Origin of the sequence: Marinagarivorans algicola, from assembly GCF_001292705.1 — a bacterium.
Lineage (GTDB): Bacteria > Pseudomonadota > Gammaproteobacteria > Pseudomonadales > Cellvibrionaceae > Marinagarivorans > Marinagarivorans algicola.
The window spans coordinates 1-20,994 of record NZ_LGAK01000005.1; the positions used below are offsets into that span (position 1 = coordinate 1).

Annotated in this window: 7 protein-coding genes; 5 read left to right on the plus strand and 2 right to left on the minus strand. The window is 46.0% G+C overall.

All coding sequences use genetic code 11. The annotated features are described in order from the left end of the window. From AC438_RS16925 to AC438_RS02455, 3 genes are all read left to right on the plus strand, one after another. On the plus strand, positions 1-914 hold a 914-nt coding region (locus AC438_RS16925; protein ID WP_338011120.1), incomplete at its 5' end, for a tetratricopeptide repeat protein. 247 nt (positions 915-1,161) lie between these two features. Then, positions 1,162-3,081, plus strand: a complete 1,920-nt coding sequence (locus AC438_RS02445; protein ID WP_053979695.1) for a putative bifunctional diguanylate cyclase/phosphodiesterase — start codon at positions 1,162-1,164, stop codon at positions 3,079-3,081. A gap of 355 nt (positions 3,082-3,436) precedes the next feature. After that, entirely contained in the window at positions 3,437-5,131 is a 1,695-nt protein-coding gene (locus AC438_RS02455) for a M66 family metalloprotease (protein WP_156316972.1), read from the plus strand. A 90-nt stretch (positions 5,132-5,221) separates the two neighbouring features. Here the strand turns inward: AC438_RS02455 and AC438_RS02460 are convergent, their stop codons facing one another. Beyond that, a complete protein-coding gene (locus tag AC438_RS02460) occupies positions 5,222-6,154 on the minus strand; it encodes an MbnP family copper-binding protein (protein WP_162230680.1) in 933 nt (310 codons plus the stop codon). An 815-nt stretch (positions 6,155-6,969) separates the two neighbouring features. On the opposite strand from AC438_RS02460, the gene AC438_RS02465 reads away from it, so the two are divergent. Then, positions 6,970-13,512: a PKD domain-containing protein gene (locus tag AC438_RS02465; RefSeq protein ID WP_053979699.1), complete on the plus strand. Its 6,543-nt coding sequence runs from the start codon at positions 6,970-6,972 to the stop codon at positions 13,510-13,512. Between the two features lie 66 nt (positions 13,513-13,578). Here AC438_RS02465 and AC438_RS02470 read toward each other — a convergent pair whose 3' ends face one another. Next, a complete protein-coding gene (locus tag AC438_RS02470; RefSeq protein WP_053979700.1) occupies positions 13,579-14,238 on the minus strand; it encodes a DsbA family oxidoreductase in 660 nt (219 codons plus the stop codon). A 752-nt stretch (positions 14,239-14,990) separates the two neighbouring features. On the opposite strand from AC438_RS02470, the gene pulA reads away from it, so the two are divergent. Continuing rightward, positions 14,991-20,927 (plus strand): pullulanase-type alpha-1,6-glucosidase, encoded by a 5,937-nt coding sequence (gene pulA / locus AC438_RS02475; protein WP_053979701.1) that lies wholly within the window; start codon positions 14,991-14,993, stop codon positions 20,925-20,927. Positions 20,928-20,994: the final 67 nt, after the last annotated feature.

Genomic DNA, 20,994 nt, shown 5'->3' on the forward strand with positions numbered 1-20,994 from the left:
ACACCAAGCGCAACGACATGCTCAGTGCACAAAAAGCCATGGAGCGCGCCACTTATATCTCCCCAAAATCGGTCACCCGTCACCGCGAGCTCGCCGAGCTCGCCGATATTAACCACGATGACGAAGTCTCACTCAAAGCCCATCAAAGCGCCATCAAGTGGGGCAGTAATTCTTGCCATGAATCGCCCCAAGACTATTTTAATTACGTCCGCAAGGCTGCTGATAGTACCGCAGGCGACACCAGTGGTGAAGCCAAGCAAATCATTAAGCAGGCCAATACTTTTTTAGATCGCGCGCGCAAGCGCTACGGAAGCACTCCCGAAATAGAAGCCCAAGCTTTAATGGTCGAATCACAATTAGGCATAAGCCAAGGCCAAACCGAAAAAGCCAAAGCATTAATGAGCAAAGCGACCAAACTGTACAACAATGTCCGCTCGCCCTCTGTCAATTCAAGTTTGGAGTTTGCTCGTACACTGTATGCGATGGATGATGAAGAGCAGGCACGCGCCATTTTAACCTCGGTTGCAGCCACTCATCCTAACGATACTAAATTATTACGGATTATTGATGGGATTACCGGTGAGCCCATTAGCGACGAAGGCAAAGGTTTTGCTGCCAAATTAACTAAAAGAGGCATTAGCGCTTACGATGATAAAGACTTTGACGCAGCAATTGACGTGTTTAAAAAAGCCCTTGCTACCTACCCTAAACATATTGGCTTGAATCTCAACTTAGTGCAGGCAATTGCCGCCAATGACGAACAAAACGGTGCCGATCACGATCACGAAAGAATTTGCCGTCGCTGTCTACGAGCCATTGGCGATTTAAAGTCAGATCACAAGCAATTTAAACGCTTTGCTTTTATTCAAAAACAACTCAGCAAAATTTATCCCACACTTTTGCAGTCTGTGTAGCACTTTAGATCGCACCGCCGAGATAACACACTGTAGTATTAAAGTTGCACCCATTTTATCACCAATCAAATCCTTGGCAGCTCGTCAATTCATCACTTGATATTTACGGTTGACTCATTTAAGTTCTTAACTCGTTAGAATCACGAGCTAATGCAAAAAAATGACGCCAAGAAAATGATTCAAGCGCACTAAATTACATAAATTATTGAACCCTACTTCATGTACATGCCAGAGCTCATTGCTTTTTATGAGAAAAACTCACGCTCACGATGATGCCCAAAGCATCAATAATGTTTTAGAACGGCGTGCTTTCCAGTTAATCGCTATCTCCTGCCTTGCTGTTTTTTTATGTGCCGTACTCACCCTATTAGAGGGTGACATTCTTATCTGCCAGCTTTTAATCAGTAGTGTACCGCCTTTGTCTTTTTGCCTTTATCTGGCGCATAAAAAACACACCAAGCTCTCTTCAGAGGGCTTTATCTGGACCTTAACTTTCTTATTACTATCGATACTTTGGCTAAGCAATGGTTTTTTTAATGCTGGGCTTTTAGCTTTACCTTGTATTCTTATTTTTGCCGCCATGCTGGGCACCAGTTCCAGTTTTGGCGCCATATTAGCCCTTTTCTCGTTGAATATTGCTTTAATGGGCTACCTGCACAGTCGCGGCATTTTTGTCTTTAGCCATATCACAAATGAAAAAACTCGCCCAATAATTTCTATTATCATAATTGGCGTTTCTGGCTTCTCAATGCGCTTATTAATTAAGGATTATACTCACGCCATACGCCGCCTAGGACGCGAAAATGCCAAAGTCAAAGAGTCCGAAAAGGCTATTGCCTTTTTAGCCAATCACGATAGTTTAACCGAGTTACCTAACCGTACTTTAGCCAATGAGCGCTTTCAAGAAGCCGTACAGCGTTTAACGCTTAGCCACTCCAACAAAAAAATTGCCCTCATGTTTATCGATCTTGATGATTTTAAAACCATCAATGATTCACTAGGTCACGCAGCCGGCGATCGTTATTTAGTAGCTATCGCTGAACGCTTACGCGATGCTACGCGCCCACGCGATACAGTTTGTCGCTTAGGCGGCGATGAATTTTTATTAATTCTCGAAGGGCTCGACCATGAACGCGATGCCTCGCTGGTCGCTGGTGCGATTCAAAAGCGCATATCGCGGCCCGTAATTACCGGTCAACATAAACTGGTATGCAGTGCATCGATAGGTATTTCCGTTTACCCTAATGATGGCGAGCGCTATAACGAACTGGTTAAAAAAGCCGACATCGCCATGTATCGCTCTAAGGAGGTGGGCCGTAATACTTTTCATTATTATTGCGTATCCATGAACTCTGATGCCCTCGATCGCATGCAATTGTTAGACGATCTACGTACAGCACTTAAAAACAATGAGCTGTATGTCGAATACCAACCCATTGTATTACTGGCCACCGGCAAAATGGTCGGTGCCGAAGCCTTGGTGCGCTGGCAACACCCTACGCGGGGCATCATTGGACCGGACATGTTTATTCCACTAGCCGAAAAATCTGGCTTAATTGTCGATATTGGTGCATGGGTACTCGAGCGTGCCTGTCATGATATTGCCGGCCTCCAACATCATCATGCCACCGATTTTTACGTTGCCGTTAACGTGTCAACTTTACAACTCAAGCGCGACGATTTCAAAAAACGCGTTGAGAACGTTTTGGCCTCAACCCCTATCAGTCCGCAATCGCTCGAGCTAGAAATTACAGAATCCGAACTCCTCTCGGATTCTGCTGAGTTTGATGAAGCGATTACTCAGCTTAAGGCGATGGGCATTAGTCTAGCGATTGATGACTTTGGAACCGGTTATTCCAATTTAGGCTATGTACAAAAAATTAAAGTCTCTAAGCTTAAAATAGACCGCTCTTTTGTACACGGCATACAAGGCAACTCAGACAACCAAGCGATTGTGCGAGCCGTACACAATATTGCCGATGGCCTAATCATGAGTACTGTCGCCGAAGGTGTCGAGCACGCTTGTGAACTCGACTTTTTAAAGCGGTTGGGCATTACGCACGGCCAAGGTTACTTTTGGTCACGCCCTGTTGCCATTGAATGTTTAATACACCTACTGCAAGAGCCGCACACAACATCGCTCAATAATGAGCTATTTTTATCGTAAGCTTTCAAACCAAGCTAACATATCTCACGCGATGAGCTGCTGGTAAGTGATTAGCTGGGCATTATAAGCACCGAGCCCTGTAAAAAAGTACAATCAGGCTCAGCAGCGCATCGTTATAGATAAAGATAAAGATAAAGATAAAGATAAAGATAAAGATAAAATTTTACGCAGCATCATGCCCAATCATTGCCAACACAGCTCGAATAATTTGCTCAATGAGCGGTTAAAGCGCGAAACAGTTGGCAACTATTTACAGTCAAAGCACGATCTTAAAGCGCTTTTTCAGAAAGCCGCGTAGAGTAAGATACTTGAAAAATCGCACTGAAGAAATGGCTGTAATAAGAGGTAGAAAGTTATGCTGCGTACACTCCTCCAAGTATCGAGACTGGGATTACTATTAAGTTTGGCCAGTTTGCTATGGGCATGTACAGGAACAAAGAGCACCGAGACTCCGACGACAGAGCCATCGACTATCGCACAATCATCAACTACATCGATCAGCCAGCAAGTCACCTCAAGCCAACCGCCCTCTGATGGGATAACATCCAGTGAACTAGCAGCCAGCAGTCTATCGAGCGCAGTATCGAGCAACACATCCAACGACAACACAGCATCTAGCTCACGTACACCCAGCTCAAGCCAATCAAGCTCAAGTACACCTACCACCTCACAAAGCACGATTGATATCGTAATTAATCGCAACTATTTTATGCAAAGCATCACTCAGGGCGACTCTGCACAGCTCCTTAACCAACAGGTGGCATTGGTGGCCAATCGCGAAGCCATATTGCGTACCTTTGTGACGGGCCACGATCACGCTTCGACAAACACCGACTTAAACAGCACCGTCACTTTTTATTACAAATTAGCGACAGGCCGCACAGGGAGCTTTCGTCTCGAGGGTCCAGCATCCATTCCACAAAGTATCAATGAAGCCGATTTAACTCAAACCTTTAACGCTAAAATTCCTGCGAATATTATTGTACCTGGCACCGAATATTACATAGAGGTCGACTCCAATAATGCCATACCTGAAAGTAATGAATCGAATAACCGCTATCCACAGCAAGGCTACGCCCCCCTTAAAGTCGCTACTGTAAAGCCGCTGGATATTGTGCTTGTACCAGTCGTGGTCAGAGGTGTGAGCCCCAACACTAGTGCAGATGCACTGAAGAAAGCCTTCAATTTTAGCTTGGATATTTTACCGATCCCCAGCTACACTCTGGACATCATAGAACCTTATGTTTATGACGGCAGCGACTGGGACGAACTGCTGCAAGCAATATCTACACTACAAATTAGCAATGGCGAACGCGATCGCTATTACGTAGGCCTACTCGGCCACCCGCTCAGCCTCGACCCCAACGACAGTACTGCCGGCTATGGTTATGTTGGCTTCAAAACCATGGTGAGCCTGCCTTATCCCTCAACCATTGCCCATGAGCTCGGCCATAATTTTGGTCGTGAGCACGCGCCTTGCGGTAGACCTGCCAGCCCCGACCGCAACTACCCTTATCCCGATGGTCAGCTGGGTGTTTATGGTTTTTTTAACTCGGCCCGCAACAGTGGTATTGTCTTAAAAGAAGGCAACGAAGATGTGATGAGCTACTGTAATCCCGCATGGATTAGCGACTACACCTATGAAGGTATGCTAAGTGCGATTACCGTTAAAAATACAGCCAGCGCACACGTCACAGGCTCACAAAAAACCACACTCACTAACTCGTCAAGTCAGAATGCTCCTGCACAAAAAATAACAGCATTAATCGGAAGCATTAATAACAGTAGCGCCACTATCAAGCACGTCGTCACCACCCCAAAAGCGCTAACATCACCCAGTACAAGCGCCTACAGCGCCGAAGCCTATAATGAAAATGGTGAGCTCTTAAGCCGCGCTTATTTCACGCCCTATTCACCCGATCACAGCGACAATTTACACTTTTCAGTGAGCCTAAGTTACCCAAAACAAGCACTCGCTACGCGATACATTATTCGTCATAACAGCATTATAATCGGGGAATTTGACGTCGCATCAAGCAATAAAAAGTAAAGCCATATAGCTACGCAGGAGTGCCAATATTGGGCACTCCTATCGATTTACTCCTCGGCTGTAATCCTAAATTATTTTTATACCCGCGGCCTAATTCATATTCACAACCCTAAACACGGTTTGCTGCACGGGCACAAAACTGGTTGCGCCTTTTTCAGGTTCAATAAATTCAAAGCTAATCCCCAACGCCGGCACAATCGTGGTGCATTCACTGTCATTTTTGGCCGAATAGCAACCTAGCTCAGCGTCTTTATTTTTAGACACGTCCACGCCTGCCAACAAAGATTTCACATCAAACGCAATCGCCTGCTCTTGAGTGTCTATATCCACACATACCTGCGCAATATTGGGCGAGCCACAAGCCACCGAAGGGCGACGGTTTTTATCTTCCGAAAGGCAGCCGGTACTTTTCAGCTGGACATTAAATGTTTGTGGTTTGTCTTCAGGGTTAGCCGTACCATCTAAACGTAAAAACGTACGCCCATTTTGAACACTGTTAAACAGCGCTGTTGTATCCAGTGGCGGCAATGCGCCCTCAGCGCGCTGATGATTGCGGTCAAAAGGAATACCCACATCAAAACACACCCCCGTCACTCTACGTGTACTATACAGACGCACATTGGCATCTACCGCCATATTCAACTCGCGCTCTTCACCGCGACTACAATCAGCACCAAAATTCAGCAATGCCACATTATCATGCTGCCACATGCCGTCTTCTGTAAGTGAAGCTGTAACAGCCGTACCATCATCGAGTAAAGCTTGAAGGCGACTGATATACATGCGCAGGCCCTCGACACGATAATCGTGCTTGCCTACGCCGACATCCTCGTACGTTTTACCGCACAAAAACTTTTCATTACCAATCAGTCCTTTAAAATTCAGGACAAGCGGCTGATCTACTTGTGTTTCTGGCGATGCATCATCTTCAACACAACCGCCTAGCAAGCCCACGCAACCTAGCAGCGCAAGTCTTTTTGCTAGGTGCCCAATTCCTTTCTTTTTTTGTTGATTACATAACATATTTTCATATCCAAAAACAGTTGCCCTTATGTGGTTAACACCCCCACCTCCTGAAGCCATAATCACCTCAAATAGCATGTACATTGGTACAGCCATCTGCACCAAGGATTCAGAGCATTCCCCACTGCAACCTTTAATATTAATTAAGATTTACGTGCCATTCTATATGGCTTCTTGCGCAGACAGCAAAGCTTAATCCTTCTTTAGGGCAGTAGGTCTAAAAGTGTGTGATCAAAACAATGTATTATTTAGTGAACATGGCATTTAAAAGATGCGAAGCTTTTATATAGGGTACCTAGGGCGACGACAGTCAAATCATAATAATGCCATAAAAGGTATTTTTATCACTTGGCTATTTCCTAGCACAAAGATCAACGCTACGCTCACGCATCAATACTAATGAATGCATTAATATAGGCCCTACCTCTCTTTTTGTCATGTAAAAGAACATCCCAGTTTCTAAGACATCCACTATTTTAGGCTTTTGCGCGTAAGCTTAAATAAATGCGTGTCTTATTTTAACTGATACATCGCTATTCAGCCGCACTGACAAACTTCACCTAATAGGTGCTGATGAATTATCTTCTGAGCATAGAAAGGCCAGTCAATCATTCATGAAACCCACGTTAGGTATGCCTGGGTAATGACGTTGAGACAACCACTGAGCGGTATACAGCCTAAACACCTTGTCACCGCTGCTTTGTCACCTTAAGTCAAGTACCTCAAAGGCAAGCGGTTGATTACCACAATAAGCGCACATTCAACTTGCAGCACTCGCAAGGCTTACCTTGCTGATATTTATGAAAGGACTAATCATGAGAAAATGCATCAAGCAACAATTCATCAAGCAACTGCGCTTGGCGATTTTGGCACTGGCTGTTAATGCCGTTAACTTACCATTGACGAGCACACCAACCCAAGCCGGCCCACTGGACCCGCCTCATATCGCAGGTCAATGGAGCCCTGTTTATGATGGCGACATTGTCGCTGTTCACATGATAGTCATGCCCGATGGCAAAGTTTTAAATTATGCCGAGGGCGGTCAAGGACGACCCATGATAGAAGAAATACGCATTTGGGACCCTGTAGAAGAAACGCTCACCACGCCGACACTACCACCTTATGACTTATTTTGTTCGGGGCACTCTGTACTGCCTGATGGCCGTGTATTTATTCAAGGTGGTCACGATGAAGCCGATGCCCACGGGCAATCACGCGCAACCATTTATGACCCCTTTAGCGATACTTGGGATACCTCAGTACCCAATATGAATGCTGGGCGCTGGTATGCCACCAATACTATTTTGCCCAATGGTGATGTGTTGGTACTTAACGGAGCTATCGACGGTTACAACAATAAAAACGACTTGCCTCAAGTGTGGCAACTTCAAACCAACACATGGCGCAATCTGATTACCGCTGAAGATTCCGAGCCGACTGGCCGCGATTTTTACCCACGCATGTTTGTCGCCCCTGATGGCCGAGTATTTAAAGCCGGCCCCGATCGCGATACGTGGTTTTTAGATACCTCAGGCACCGGTCAATGGACGCGTGGACCTGACATGAAATTTGAAGGTTTTAGAGGCTACGGCAGTGCCGTTATGTTTGAAGAGGGTAAAATTTTGGTTATGGGCGGAGCCGATAACCCACCCACGAATACCGCTGAAATTATCGATCTTAACGACGAAAACCCTCAATGGAAATTCGTGGCTCCGATGCATCACGCCCGCCGACACTTAAATGCAACACTCATGGCCGACGGCAAAGTACTCGTCACCAGTGGCACCAGCGCCCAAGGCTTTAATAATGGCGATGGCCTTGTCACGATTGCCGAAATATACGACCCCGCCACCGACACATGGGAGGAAGTTGCCGCCCAAACTCACGGTCGCGCCTATCACTCCAATGCTGTCTTACTACCCGATGGTCGCGTTCAAATAGGCGGGGGAGGGCGCCCAGCCGCCGATGGTGGCATCGAAAACCCTAATCTCGAAATTTACTCACCGCCCTATTTATTTCAAGGTACCCGCCCTGTGATTGCACAGGCGCCGAGCGTCTTATCGTTTGGAGATCGCTTTGATGTCGCGCTCGATACCTCAGCGGTTAACCCAGAGGCTATTACTGCCGTACACTTTATACGCCTTGGCGCCACGACCCATGCGTTTAACCAAACCCAAAGTATTAATCGCTTAAGCTTTACGCCCAATACCACAGGTTTGACGATTAATGCGCCGAGTGACCCCAATCGTGCTCAGCCCGGCCATTACATGCTATTTGTGCTAGCCGATGGCGTGCCTTCTGTGGCCACCATGGTGAAATTTGGCGATGCTGAGCCCCCGAGTCCGCCGACCGATATTGACGTAACCCCTATTAACCCCACAACACTCGCCTTAAGCTGGCCGGCGTCAACCGATAATATTCAAGTGGTTTCTTATAGCGTGTATCTCAACGGTGAATTTATAGAAACCGTCAATGCGCCGGCGAGCACACTGTACAACCTCGACTCATCGACCGATTACACTATTACCATCGTAGCGCGCGATTTATATGGCAACGAAAGCACCAGTGACACGCTCCGCGTAACGACTGATGAGCCGGGCCTAAACCCACCGCAAGCCAACCCCGGCATCGACTTTTTCGCCGCGATTAATCAATCATTTTTACTCGATGGCTCGGCCTCTAAAGATGTTGATGGACAGGAACTAACCTATACATGGTCACTCGATGGCAACATTATCGCGACCGTACCCATCCTACACGTAAGCCAGCCAGTTGAAGGCGATTATCTCTACACCCTCACTGTTAGTGATGGCGAATTTACCGACAGCGCTAGTATCACAGTCACCGTGGTTACCGCCCTTAATGTGCTCGAGAACGGTACCTTTGAAGATGGCATTGGTGAAGCCGGCATATTGCATTGGGAGGGCGAGGCGCAGACAGGCACTGCCGCTTTTAGCAATACCGATGGACGTGCTCACATTCATGTAACACGAGACAGTCCAGCGCGTTGGATGGTGCAAGTTATGCAACGTATCAACCTCGTTGCTGGCACTACCTATACACTCGATTTTGATATGCAAAGTGATGCACCTAGTCGTGATTTTAGCGTTGTTGTGGAAGAAATAGGCACTTGGATACCTTACATGTCACGTGATTTACAACTCAATGCGCAAATCACGCCAGGGAAAATCAGCGGAGAAACTCAGCACTTCACCCTACAATGGACGCAACCTGTCACCACTAATAACGCTAAAGTCGGCTTTCATGTTGGCGCAAGCGGCCTCGGCGATATTTGGTTAGATAACGTGTTTTTAAGCGGTGGTAATACCGGTAACCTTCCTCCTATCGCCATTGCTGGGCCGGATAGTCAAGGTTATATGAACTTCCCCGCCAGCCTTGATGGCAGCCTAAGCTACGACCCTAACTATGCCTACCCCACCAACAGTGGGCTTCCCTTAGGCAACGGTACTGTCCCCACACTCACCTACTCCTGGGTGCAAGTCGCAGGCTTACCCGTTATTTTAAGTGATACCGACCAAGCCAAAGCCTCTTTTATTGCCAGTGAACCAGGTTTATACACCTTCGCACTCACCGTCAGCGATGGCGAGTTTAGTCATACCAATACCGTCAGCGTTACCATGAGCGAACTATTTAACATACCGCCGCAAGCCGACGCAGGCGCCAGCTTTACCCAAGCCTTAGGGCGTAACGTCAAGCTCAATGGCTCCGCCTCCACAGACCCCGATGCCGCACCCTTTGCGCTATCCTACCAATGGGTGCAACTGACGGGCCCCAGTGTTAGCCTTAACGACGTGACACTGGCCGAACCTTACTTTACACCGACGCAAGCGGGCAGCTATACCTTCGGCTTGGTAGTCAACGACGGTGATCTGAGCTCACCTCTTGCCGAAGTCACAGTAACCGTTGCCGACATCAAAACGCAAAATTTACTCGCCAATGGGAGCTTTGCCAAAGGGCTAGAAAATTGGCAAAGTTTAGTGATCGATGATGCCGACGCGCTCTTTACCCCCACAGAGGGCAAAATCAACGTCAATGTGATTGATAGCGGCACCAATAATTGGTCACTACAACTGTACCAAACGTTAGCACTCGAGGCAGGTAAAAAATACACCCTCAAAATTGACGCCTCTGCCAAAGAGCTACCGCGCAGTATACGCTTTGTGGTTGAGCACTTTGGTCCACCTTGGAACGCCTACTTTAATGAAGTTTTTGAGTTAGATACAGACAATACCGAGCAAACCATTTTTATTCAGTGGCCGCAAACCACAGATGATAGTAACGTTAAAATTGGCTTTTATTTTGGTAACAGCAGCAATACCGATATTTGGCTCGATAACGCTGTACTGATTGACAGTGCTAGCACTGAAAACTCAGCACCCGTCGCCAATGCTGGACTCGATAAAACGCGAATGGCCTTTGAGCCCATTACTTTAAATGGTACTCGCTCACAAGATCCCGATACGCTGATTACCGGTAATGTTGCACTGAATTATGTATGGGAGCAAACCGCAGGGCCCGCTATCACCTTGCAAAATGCCCATACAGCAACCCCTACATTCACCCCCACAAAAGCAGGTGTCTACACTTTTGCGCTCACAGTTGATGATGGCGAATTAAGCTCCAGTGTTGACACGGTAACGCTACTGATTACAACGCCAGACAATCAGGCACCCATCGCTAATGCCGGCCCTGACCAGCAATTTATTTTAGGCGGTAGCGTGACGCTTGATGGCAGTAAAGCTTTTGACCCTGACAACTTACCCACTCGTTTAAGTTATCAATGGCAACAAACCGGTGGCCTCAGTGTTAATTTGCTGGGCAGCCAAACCGCCACACCATCGTTTGCCCCCGTTATTGCTGGCAGTTATGTTTTTAGCTTGGTTGTAAACGATGGCGATAAAAGCTCACTCCCCAGCACAGTAGTAGTGACCGTCAAAGAGCCCAATATTGCCCCAGCCGCCGATGCCGGTCAAAACAGGCGCGTATACCTCGGCGATACTGTCACACTTGATGGTAGCAACTCTATCGATCCAGACGGCGGCCCCAACACCATCACCTATCAATGGCAACAAATTAGCGGTAACCCTGTCACATTGAGTGATACCACGACTGCCACACCTCACTTTACAGCCGATACACTGGGTAAGGTGCGCTTTACGCTGCTTGTCTTTGATGGTGAGCTGACCTCGCTCGCCAGCACTGTCACACTCAAAGTTGTACCTGTACCGAATACTGCACCCAAGGTAACAGCCCGTGCTGCCTCACGTGCACCAGCGAGCTTTAGCACGGCGTTGTACGGTAAAGGCTTTGATGCAGAAGGCGATGTACTGAGCTTTAGCTGGCAACAACTCAGTGGCCCAACCGCCACCATCGATAACGCTACACAAGCAAATACACACTTCACACCCGCATTACCGGGCACTTATGTCTTTAAACTGACTGCCAGCGACGGTCAACTCAGCTCCAACAAGCGCAGTATTAACCCTGCACAATCGCTCATGATTACCGACAAGAGCATTTTGCAGCACTTTGACCTCAAGTCAGTACTCGAGCAAATGCTAAAGACCAGCGCCGACCACCAGCAATCACCCGCCGATATTATGCTAGCACTCGCCGACTTACGCCAAGATTGCGGCACTTTCAATGGCTTTCCAGAAGCCGACAACTCGGCAAGACCACGCTTTTGTAGCTCACCAGGGGCTAGTATGGATAGCTTTCTCGCCAGCCTCGATACCGAGCTCACCTACTACCGGCCTATTGCTTTGGTCAATCGCTACGATCTCGCCAATAATGACGGTAGCGATTGCGGCGAGTACCGTATTGCCTACGCGGGTAACGATTTAAGCCCACGTATTAACTTCTTTATTTTTGAAGCGCGCCTCCCCAACCCCAAGCCACAACTCGGCTTAGCCGGTTGTCGCCCCATCGTCGAGTACTGGGCCAATCTTAGCCAAGAACGCGACCCGCAAACACGCGCCAACTTGCTACATACCTTCTTTTTTAAAGGCATCAAGCACTTTGCACCCGCTATTAGCGCTCATCACTTTGCCGGCGAAAACCGTGGCAGCGGTGCTATCCGCTTAAATGCACGCGTCGATCAACGCAATAACTGGGTCTTTATGCAGTTTCGCACGCAAATCGCTGACAATTGCGCTCCGAGTTGCACCTTGGGCGTGGCGCAAGAGGGCCTCAAAGATACGCCCTTCCCTGCCTTAGCTGGTATTGTCGAACCGGCATTACAAGCTAAGGCCGACGCCTTTCAACAAGCCGTATTAAAAGCCATTCATACCCCAGGGCAAGGACTACTCGCTAATACGGTCAGCAGGTTGGATACCACACTACCTTTTAGCAGTTACCTAGGTCGTCAGCATTCCGGCCTAGCGCAAACACCCGGTGTTATCGAGGCAATGTCACCCGCCTTTGAAGCGGCGATTGCCGCCAAACTAGCCCAGGCAGGCTCTACACTCACGCCCACCAATATTATCACGCGTGTTCATTCAATGACCTGCGCCGGCTGCCATAACCAGCACAGCGATCAGCTTGGCGCGCCACTAATATTAAAAACAGATAACCAAACCGTCGAGTTTTTAAGTACTCAACTAGAAGCGGGGCCTGACGGCCAGCGCTACACGGTCAAACCCGCCATGAAAAACCTCTTTTTACCCGAGCGTATTCACCTAATGCAGCAAGCGCTCGATCAAAGTATGGTCAGCATTCAAGTATTCGACGGCGACGAAGATAACGACGGTGTCATCGATAGACTCGATAGCTGCCTAGGCTCACCGAGCAACGCGCTGGTCAATGCACAAGGCTGCGCCTTGGTGGCCTACGCCAAAATTGAAGCCGAGCACTTTCAAAATTTCAAAGATAAAGACAAGCAAAGCGTCAAAAATAAAGACACGCAACAAGGTGCCAACTGTGGCCCTGGCGTTGACTTAATCCCTAGCAGTGACGCACAAGACATCATCGCGGGCCAAAGTCTAACCTGCATACAAGATGGTGAGTGGCTTGAATACACTGTTGCGCTATCGGAGGGGGTTTATGAGCTCAGCGCTCGTCTCAATACCATCAATGGCGGCGGTCGCTTCCAAATTAAGCTCGCCAGACAAGCCGTTACCGCTTATGTGAGTGGCTCAGGTGTTCCACCCGAGTGGCAAACCTATACACTCAACAAGCCCATAAATGTGAAAAAAGGCGTATACACGGTCAAAGTAAAAATGCTGCAAGGCGGCTTTGACTTAAACTGGATTGCCTTTGAGGCGTTGTGGCTAAAGGAGTATGGCAAGATCAAAGAACCTCATTACTCGATCAAAAAAGACACCACACAAACTCCCTAAACAGAACCTAGGCGCTCAGTAGGCCGTGAACCAAAAAGGGGTTGCGCAATGCAACCCCTTTTTTTATTAAGAAGCTTCTTTGGCCTCTTCTTCGCTAATTTGCCTCAACGCCTGTATAAATGATTCACTCGGCTGGCCGCCGCTCAGTGCATATTTATCGTTAATAATAAAGGTCGGCACGGAGCTAATACCCAGCTGCTTAAAGCGCGCTTGCGCTTGGCGCACCGCTTGTGCGTATTGATCTGACTGCAAAATGTTGCGCGCCTGCTCTTTATCAAGACCAACTTGCTCAACAACCTCAAGCAATACCTCTTCTTGATTTAGGTATTTTAAATCGGTGAAGTGCGCTTCAAAAAAAGCCAGTTTCAAAGCCGTTTGCTTGCCTTGCTCACCCGCCCACATAAGCAAGCGGTGCAAATCAAAACTATTAATCATGATGCGCGCGTCATCAAAATTAAACGTAAACCCCGCGCGCTGCCCAGCCTCTGCCATACGCTGCCGATTTTCATCGCCTTGCTCTTCGGTTAAACCATACTTTTGCATGAGGTGTTCATTTAAATTTTGCCCCTCAATAGGCATCTCAGGATTTAATTCAAAAGGGTGCCATGAGATATCTGCACTCATATCATCTTTTAGCTCCGCTAGCGCAGCTTCAAGGTTTTTATAACCGACAACACACCACGGACACATGACATCAGAAACAATATCAATTTTAAAATTTCTCATATTTATCCCTTTTATAAAGGCTGTAATAAAATTAAAAATAGTATGAATAGTAGCCTATATATAGGGGTTGCTTGGCGCTTATCAAGCTAAGCATTTAATGGATACATTAGGTGCTTAGCTATTCAGCCACTCACTCACGCAACCGGTTATGGCTTTTATGGATAGAGTCATTGCATGGCGTAAAAACATAATTGAAAGTCGACACTGTCCAAAGCCTTGTCACCAAAAAAACGGTCGCCCAAGGTAACAAGACTTACACCCTACTTTTTACATTCCACCACAACACCACACTTATTAAGTGTGCAGATACTGCCTCATAAATATTTAAGTATATTGATAATGCAATCATGCCACTTAAAAGCCCTCTTTATGACACCAACATTATTAGCGCAGCTAATCTTCCATGAATACGTATGCAAAGTATTGCTGCTGTTTGTATAAAGGCCTAACCTAAGCCTCTATTAGCAAAACATTATAAAAATAATTAAATAATAGCTCAAAAATACCGCTTTACTTGTCAATATAGGCGATTTTTCGTCGCTACACTCTTGTTAAAAATTATCACCCAAATTTGCCAAAAGCTCGTCAATATTTTTATTGAGCTAGGCGAGTAAACTGAGCGTAATAGAGTACCTCTTCTAAATCGCTTAATAATTTTGTCGTCTATTTTTTAACAATCATAATTTACGATTAAAAATAATTATCACTAAAAATAATAGCCAACCAATAATAATTAGGCACTGGAATATACAATGAAAAAAGCCATATACATTTCCTGCATTATTATATTTGTTTTGGGGTTGTCCGCTTGTAGCAATAACACCAACAACACACATAATAACAACAGTACAACATCACAGTCTTCCAGTAGCGCACCGCCTGCCAACGAGCATAAAGCGTCTCTTATTTATCATTTAATGCCCGATCGCTTTGCCAATGGCAATACCGATAACGACGGCACCCCAACAACGGGGTTTAACCCAAAATCAAGCCGTCATTTTCATGGGGGTGATATTGCCGGTATCACACAAAAATTAGATTATTTATCGGGCCTTGGTATTAGCGATATATGGCTAACGCCTATTTTTAAAAATGAAATGATCAATGATCGAGCAGGCTATCATGGGTATTGGATTACCGATTTCACAGCACTAGACCCGAACTTTGGTACCGAAGAAGAACTTCGCACACTCATTGAAAAAGCCAAAGAACATAATATTGGCATTATTTTAGATATTGTCACTAACCATACCGCCGATGTTATTCAATACAGTGAGTGCACAAATTGTGATTTTTCAGCCATGCCCTATACGCCCGTTATTGCCGATACGTACAAAACCATTAAAAATCCTGCATGGCTAAATGATAGCGCGCTCTACCACTTACAAGGTAATATTACCAATGATAGCCAAGCAATAACTGGGGATTTATCGGGACTTGATGATTTAAAAACCAGTGACCCCGCAGTACTCAAGGGATTTGTTGATATTTATAGCCAATGGGCTACGCAATTTGATATTGCAGGCTATCGAATAGATACCGCCAAACATGTAGAACCCGAATTTTGGCAACAATGGCAAGCTGATATTTTAATGGCAAATCCTAATTTAGATATTTTTGCTGAAGTCTTTGATGGCAACCCTAAAAATATCGCCAATTATTTGCATGACTCACACTTAAAAAGTGGTTTAGATTTTGGTCTTTATTACGCAATTAATGATGTATTTGCCAAAGGCGAAAGCCCACAAAGAATTGCTAATACATTAAAAGCTGATTATAACTACAATACACAAAGCGAACCTAAAACCTTAAAAACTTTTATCAGTAACCATGATGTCGGCCGCTTAAGCTATTTTATTGATAAGCACCAAACACAAGCAACCCCGCAAGAAAAACTCGATCGACTTATTCAGGCTTATGGCTTTTTATTTACCGTAAGAGGTACACCCATTATTTATTATGGTGATGAGCAAGGCTTTATCGGTACCGGTGAGTACGAAGGTGCGCGCGATGATATGTTTGCCAGCCAAGTAGAGTCACTTAATACAATAACTAATCTAGGCAGTAGCGCCACCACCGCCGATGATAACTTCGACAGCCAACATCCGGTCTACTCAGCTCTCAAAGAATTACAAACACTGCGCCAAGGGCATAGCGCCTTAGCACAAGGTCAAACATTAGTTAACGTTGCAAGCAGCGACACGGGCCTGCTCATTTACAGTCATTTTGGCCAAGATAATAATACATATAGCGAATATGTTGTGGCGTTTAACACCGGTTATAATACGCAAACTCACACATTAAGCGGCGCCGATTTTTATAACCGTACACCCGAAAACACACCAACTTACACCACACTCTATTCATACAATGATGCTACTCATAGCGAAGGTATACTCACGCTCCCAGCTTATAGCTTTACCATTTTAAAAAGCCAAGCCACCGATACACAAACTTTTGATAGCATTACTTTGACCGCCGAGCCTGCAGGCAACCAATTACTATTAACAGCAACAGCACAATACGCATCCGGCTTACCGATACTCGGGCAAGTCACCTTGCAACAAAGTACTAAAGAACAAAGCACCAAAGAAGGCTTTAAAACCTTACTACAAGATCAAACACTCCCCTATACTTTTACTATTGATGCTAACGCACTCGATGAAACAACAGCCTTCAAAGCGATCATTAGCTATAGCACAGCAACAGGCCAAAGCGCGATCGAGCAAAGCGTTACGCTAAACCATACAACAACCCAAGTTGAGCCTATGCGTGTGCAATTTAAAAAACCAGACGACTGGAGCGATGCTGTTAATATTTATTTTTGGGACACACAGCTCAGTTCATTTGAGCCTGCTTGGCCCGGCATACTTATGACACCCACAGGCGATAACTGGTATAGCTTTGAATTCCCAGCCAGTATCAGCTCTGCCAATATTATTTTTAATGATGGTAATCAACAAACCGAAAATTTAGCGCAAAACCAAAGCGCCTGCTATATCGACGGTCAATGGCAAACTCAAGACTGTAATGCACCACCACCAGGCCAAACTATTTTTGTTAAAAAGCCTGCCAATTGGCAAGGGCCCTTGTATGTTCATTATTGGGATGCAGGTGATGCAACCAATACCGAATGGCCTGGCGTGAGCATGCTTGATTTAGGCGGCAACTGGTATCGCTTTACCTTACCGCTAGGCGCGACTCAAGCTAATATCGTGGTACATGATAACAACGGCTCGCAAACCGATAATTTAAATACCGCCTCAGGCCAATGCTTTGATATCGCCGACAACACTTGGAGCCCAGCGTGTGATCTCACCAACCTTGTCGGCATTGAAGGCGCGAGTGCCCACTGGATTGATGAGACAACCCTTATTTTAATGCAGCCCAATGCCAAAGCCACACAATGGCAATTGCAAGCAAGTATGGCAGCCGGCATTACTATTAATGACAGCCAACTTGAGGGTGCGCAATCAATCGCTACGCTAACGCCCACCGAGCTCACCGAAGCACAGCGCGAGCGCCTAAAAGACACTCACAAAGCGCTAGCCACAGGTACAGCCTTTACTGTCAGTAATAGTACCAACAACAATACCAACAACAGTACAGCGCCATCACTTCGCTCACTCATTCAGTCACAATTAGTTGTTGCACAATTCAATGATGACAATAAATTGCTAGCGGCAACGCATGTACAAACTGCCCTAGTGCTCGATGATCAGTTTAGCTATACCGGTCCACTCGGTGTACACAATGAAAGCAATGCACCGACCATCTCTGTTTGGGCACCTAATGTACAAAGTTTAGAACTACAACGATTTGATAGCGACTTTACATTACTGCAAAGCCACACCGCTACACCCGATAACCAAGGTGTTTACCATTTTGTTGGCGATAGCACATGGTATGGGCAATACTATCAATTTGCGATCAAAGCTTATCACCCTGCCAGCGATCAGGTAGAGCAATACAGTGCCACCGATCCATACAGTATTAGCCTGTCTAGTAATAGCCAATACAGCCAAATCATTGATTTAAATGATGCCAGCTTGCAACCTGCCAATTGGTCAGCGCTTAAAAAAGCATTACCGCCGTGGCAAAATATTAGTATCTATGAAGGCCATGTTCGCGATTTTAGCGCCCAAGAAGCGAATATTAAAAAATCCGATCAAGGCCGCTATAACGCTCTAACCTATGACGGTATTACCGCGCCTTTATCCAACGGTATGCAGCATCTTAAAAATCTCGCCGATGCAGGCCTAACTCATTTTCATTTGTTGCCGGTGAATGACATTGCCACCATCAATGAAGAAACATTAACCACAGCGCCGTTAACACTTGAGCATACCGTCAAAGAAGTCTGTGATCGCAATATTGTTGAGAAATTAACACCCTATTGCGACGATTACAGTGAGATGACGTTGCAGCAGTTAATGACAACACTCACCGAGCAAGACCCTAGCAATACCCACGTACAAGATATTATTAGTTTTGCACGCACCGAGCAATTCCCAAGTATCGACGCTTTTAACTGGGGCTATGACCCCTATCACTTTTTAGTCCCCGAAGGTAGCTATGCCACAAATAGCCAAGGCCCTCAACGTATTTTAGAGCTCAGAAATGCCGTCAGTAGTTTGCACACTATTGGTTTAAAAACCGTTGTCGATGTTGTTTTTAATCATACTTACGCGTCGGGTTTAAATACCCAATCTGTACTCGATAAAGTAGTGCCTGGCTACTACCATCGTCGCCATCCCATAACCGGTGTCATTGCCAACTCCACATGCTGCGACAATACCGCCGCCGAGCACACCATGATGGAAAAACTCATGCGCGATGCGGTGGTGTTGTGGGCAAAACAATACAAAATTGATGGCTTTCGCTTTGACCTGATGGGCCACCACCCCAAGCGCGTTATGTTATCGATTCGCGAAGCGCTTAACGCATTAACACTCGAGCGTGATGGTGTTGATGGCGCCAACATTTATCTCTATGGCGAAGGTTGGGACTTTGGCGAAGTATCTGCCAATCAACGATTTGCACAAGCCAGTCAAACAGGCTTAACTGGCACCTTAATAGGTACCTTTAATGACCGCCTACGCGATGGCGTACGCGGTGGTAATTTTACCGATACCGGTTTGGCCGCCGGTTTTGCCAGCGGCAATGCGGTATATAGTGAGCCGCAAAGCACCACAACAACCGCTCAAGCACAAGCCGATGCGATTCGTATTGGACTTGCTGGTAATTTGGTTAATTACACCTTTATAGACCATACCGGTCAACAAAACACGGGCAAAGGGTTAAACAATATTGCTTACAACACCTCTCCGCTCGAAAACGTGTTATATGTTGATAAGCACGATAACGAAACACTTTGGGACAATACCCAGCCTAAATTGCCCGCCAATTTTAGCGCACAAGAACGTGTTGCCGTTCATTTATTAAGCCAAGCGTTTGTTAACTATGGACAAGGTATTCCCTTTCACCAGATGGGTACCGACCTACTCCGCTCAAAGTCTATGGATCGCAATAGTTTTGATTCTGGCGACTGGTTTAACCGCATTGACTTTAGTGAAAATAACGACTCAGGTATCACTAATAACTGGGCGCAAGGTTTACCGCCAGCCGAAAGTAATAGCAGTCGCTGGGAGATTATAAAAACACTTTTTGACAACAATAATATCCAAGTCGATGCAGCTTTAATGCGCCAAGCCCATCAAGGTTTTACAGAGCAGCTAAAAATACGCTATAGCACTGAACTGCTACGCCTAAATAATGCAGACGACGTTAACAAGCGTCTTAAATTTTGGAATACTGGCGCCGATCAAAAAAGTGGGTTAATTGTGATGTCCATTAGCGGTAGCGATTGCAATACCAGCCAAGACCGCACATTTGAATATGACGGCATTTTAATTGCTTTTAATGCCGATGCAACAGCCATTGAATGGCAAGATGATACGCTCAGTACACTTCCCTTTGAAGTCCACCCATTACAAAATATCAATCCCGGCAGCTTTGATATACAAACAGGCATTTTTACACTGCCTGCCATTAGCCCCAGTGTTTTTGTCTTGCCTAAAGGTAGCGCCGCTGCATTGCCATGCAACACACTGCAAACTCCTATCCAAACGCCAGGCATCACTATTTATGCCAAAGCACCAACCGAATGGAGCCTACCGCTTAATATTCATTTTTGGGACACCTTACCAAAACAAACCGAAACACAATGGCCGGGTAATACAATGCAAAGCATTGGTGAGAATTGGTTTTCTTACACCTTGCCCGCTGACGTTAATGAGGCAAACCTCATATTAAATGATGGCAATGGAAATCAAACAGCAGATCTTTATCGCCAAGGCGATGGCTGCTTTGATATTTCAGATGATGCTTGGCAAGCTAACTGTGACTTACCCGGTATCACCCTATCATTTAAAAAGCCCGAGCACTGGTCTAATAATATTAGAGCTTACAGCTGGGAAAATGGCAGCGATCAAAACCTTGAGTGGCCCGGTCAATTAATGACTGAAGCTGATGGTGTTTTTCGTGTAACCATGCCACGAGGTGTGCGATCCACTAAAATTATTTTTAACGATTTAGGCACACCCGAAGCCAGCGGCGAGCAAACACCTGACTTATTTATCGATCAAGATAGTTGTTACAGTATTGAAGACAACTGGCATTCTTGTTAAACAATACAGTCATATAAATTAAAATATTAAATGCATAGCCATTCATAGTTATCACTACTAAGGCTAT

What these genes read in the sequence shown, in the direction of transcription:
- AC438_RS02445 (WP_053979695.1), top strand. Translation starts at nt 1,162, where the DNA reads ATGAGAAAAACTCACGCTCACGATGATGCCCAAAGCATCAATAATGTT.
- AC438_RS02470 (WP_053979700.1), bottom strand. Translation starts at nt 14,238, where the DNA reads ATGAGAAATTTTAAAATTGATATTGTTTCTGATGTCATGTGTCCGTGG.
- AC438_RS02455 (WP_156316972.1), top strand. Translation starts at nt 3,437, where the DNA reads ATGCTGCGTACACTCCTCCAAGTATCGAGACTGGGATTACTATTAAGT.
- AC438_RS02460 (WP_162230680.1), bottom strand. Translation starts at nt 6,154, where the DNA reads ATGTTATGTAATCAACAAAAAAAGAAAGGAATTGGGCACCTAGCAAAA.
- AC438_RS02465 (WP_053979699.1), top strand. Translation starts at nt 6,970, where the DNA reads ATGAGAAAATGCATCAAGCAACAATTCATCAAGCAACTGCGCTTGGCG.
- pulA (WP_053979701.1), top strand. Translation starts at nt 14,991, where the DNA reads ATGAAAAAAGCCATATACATTTCCTGCATTATTATATTTGTTTTGGGG.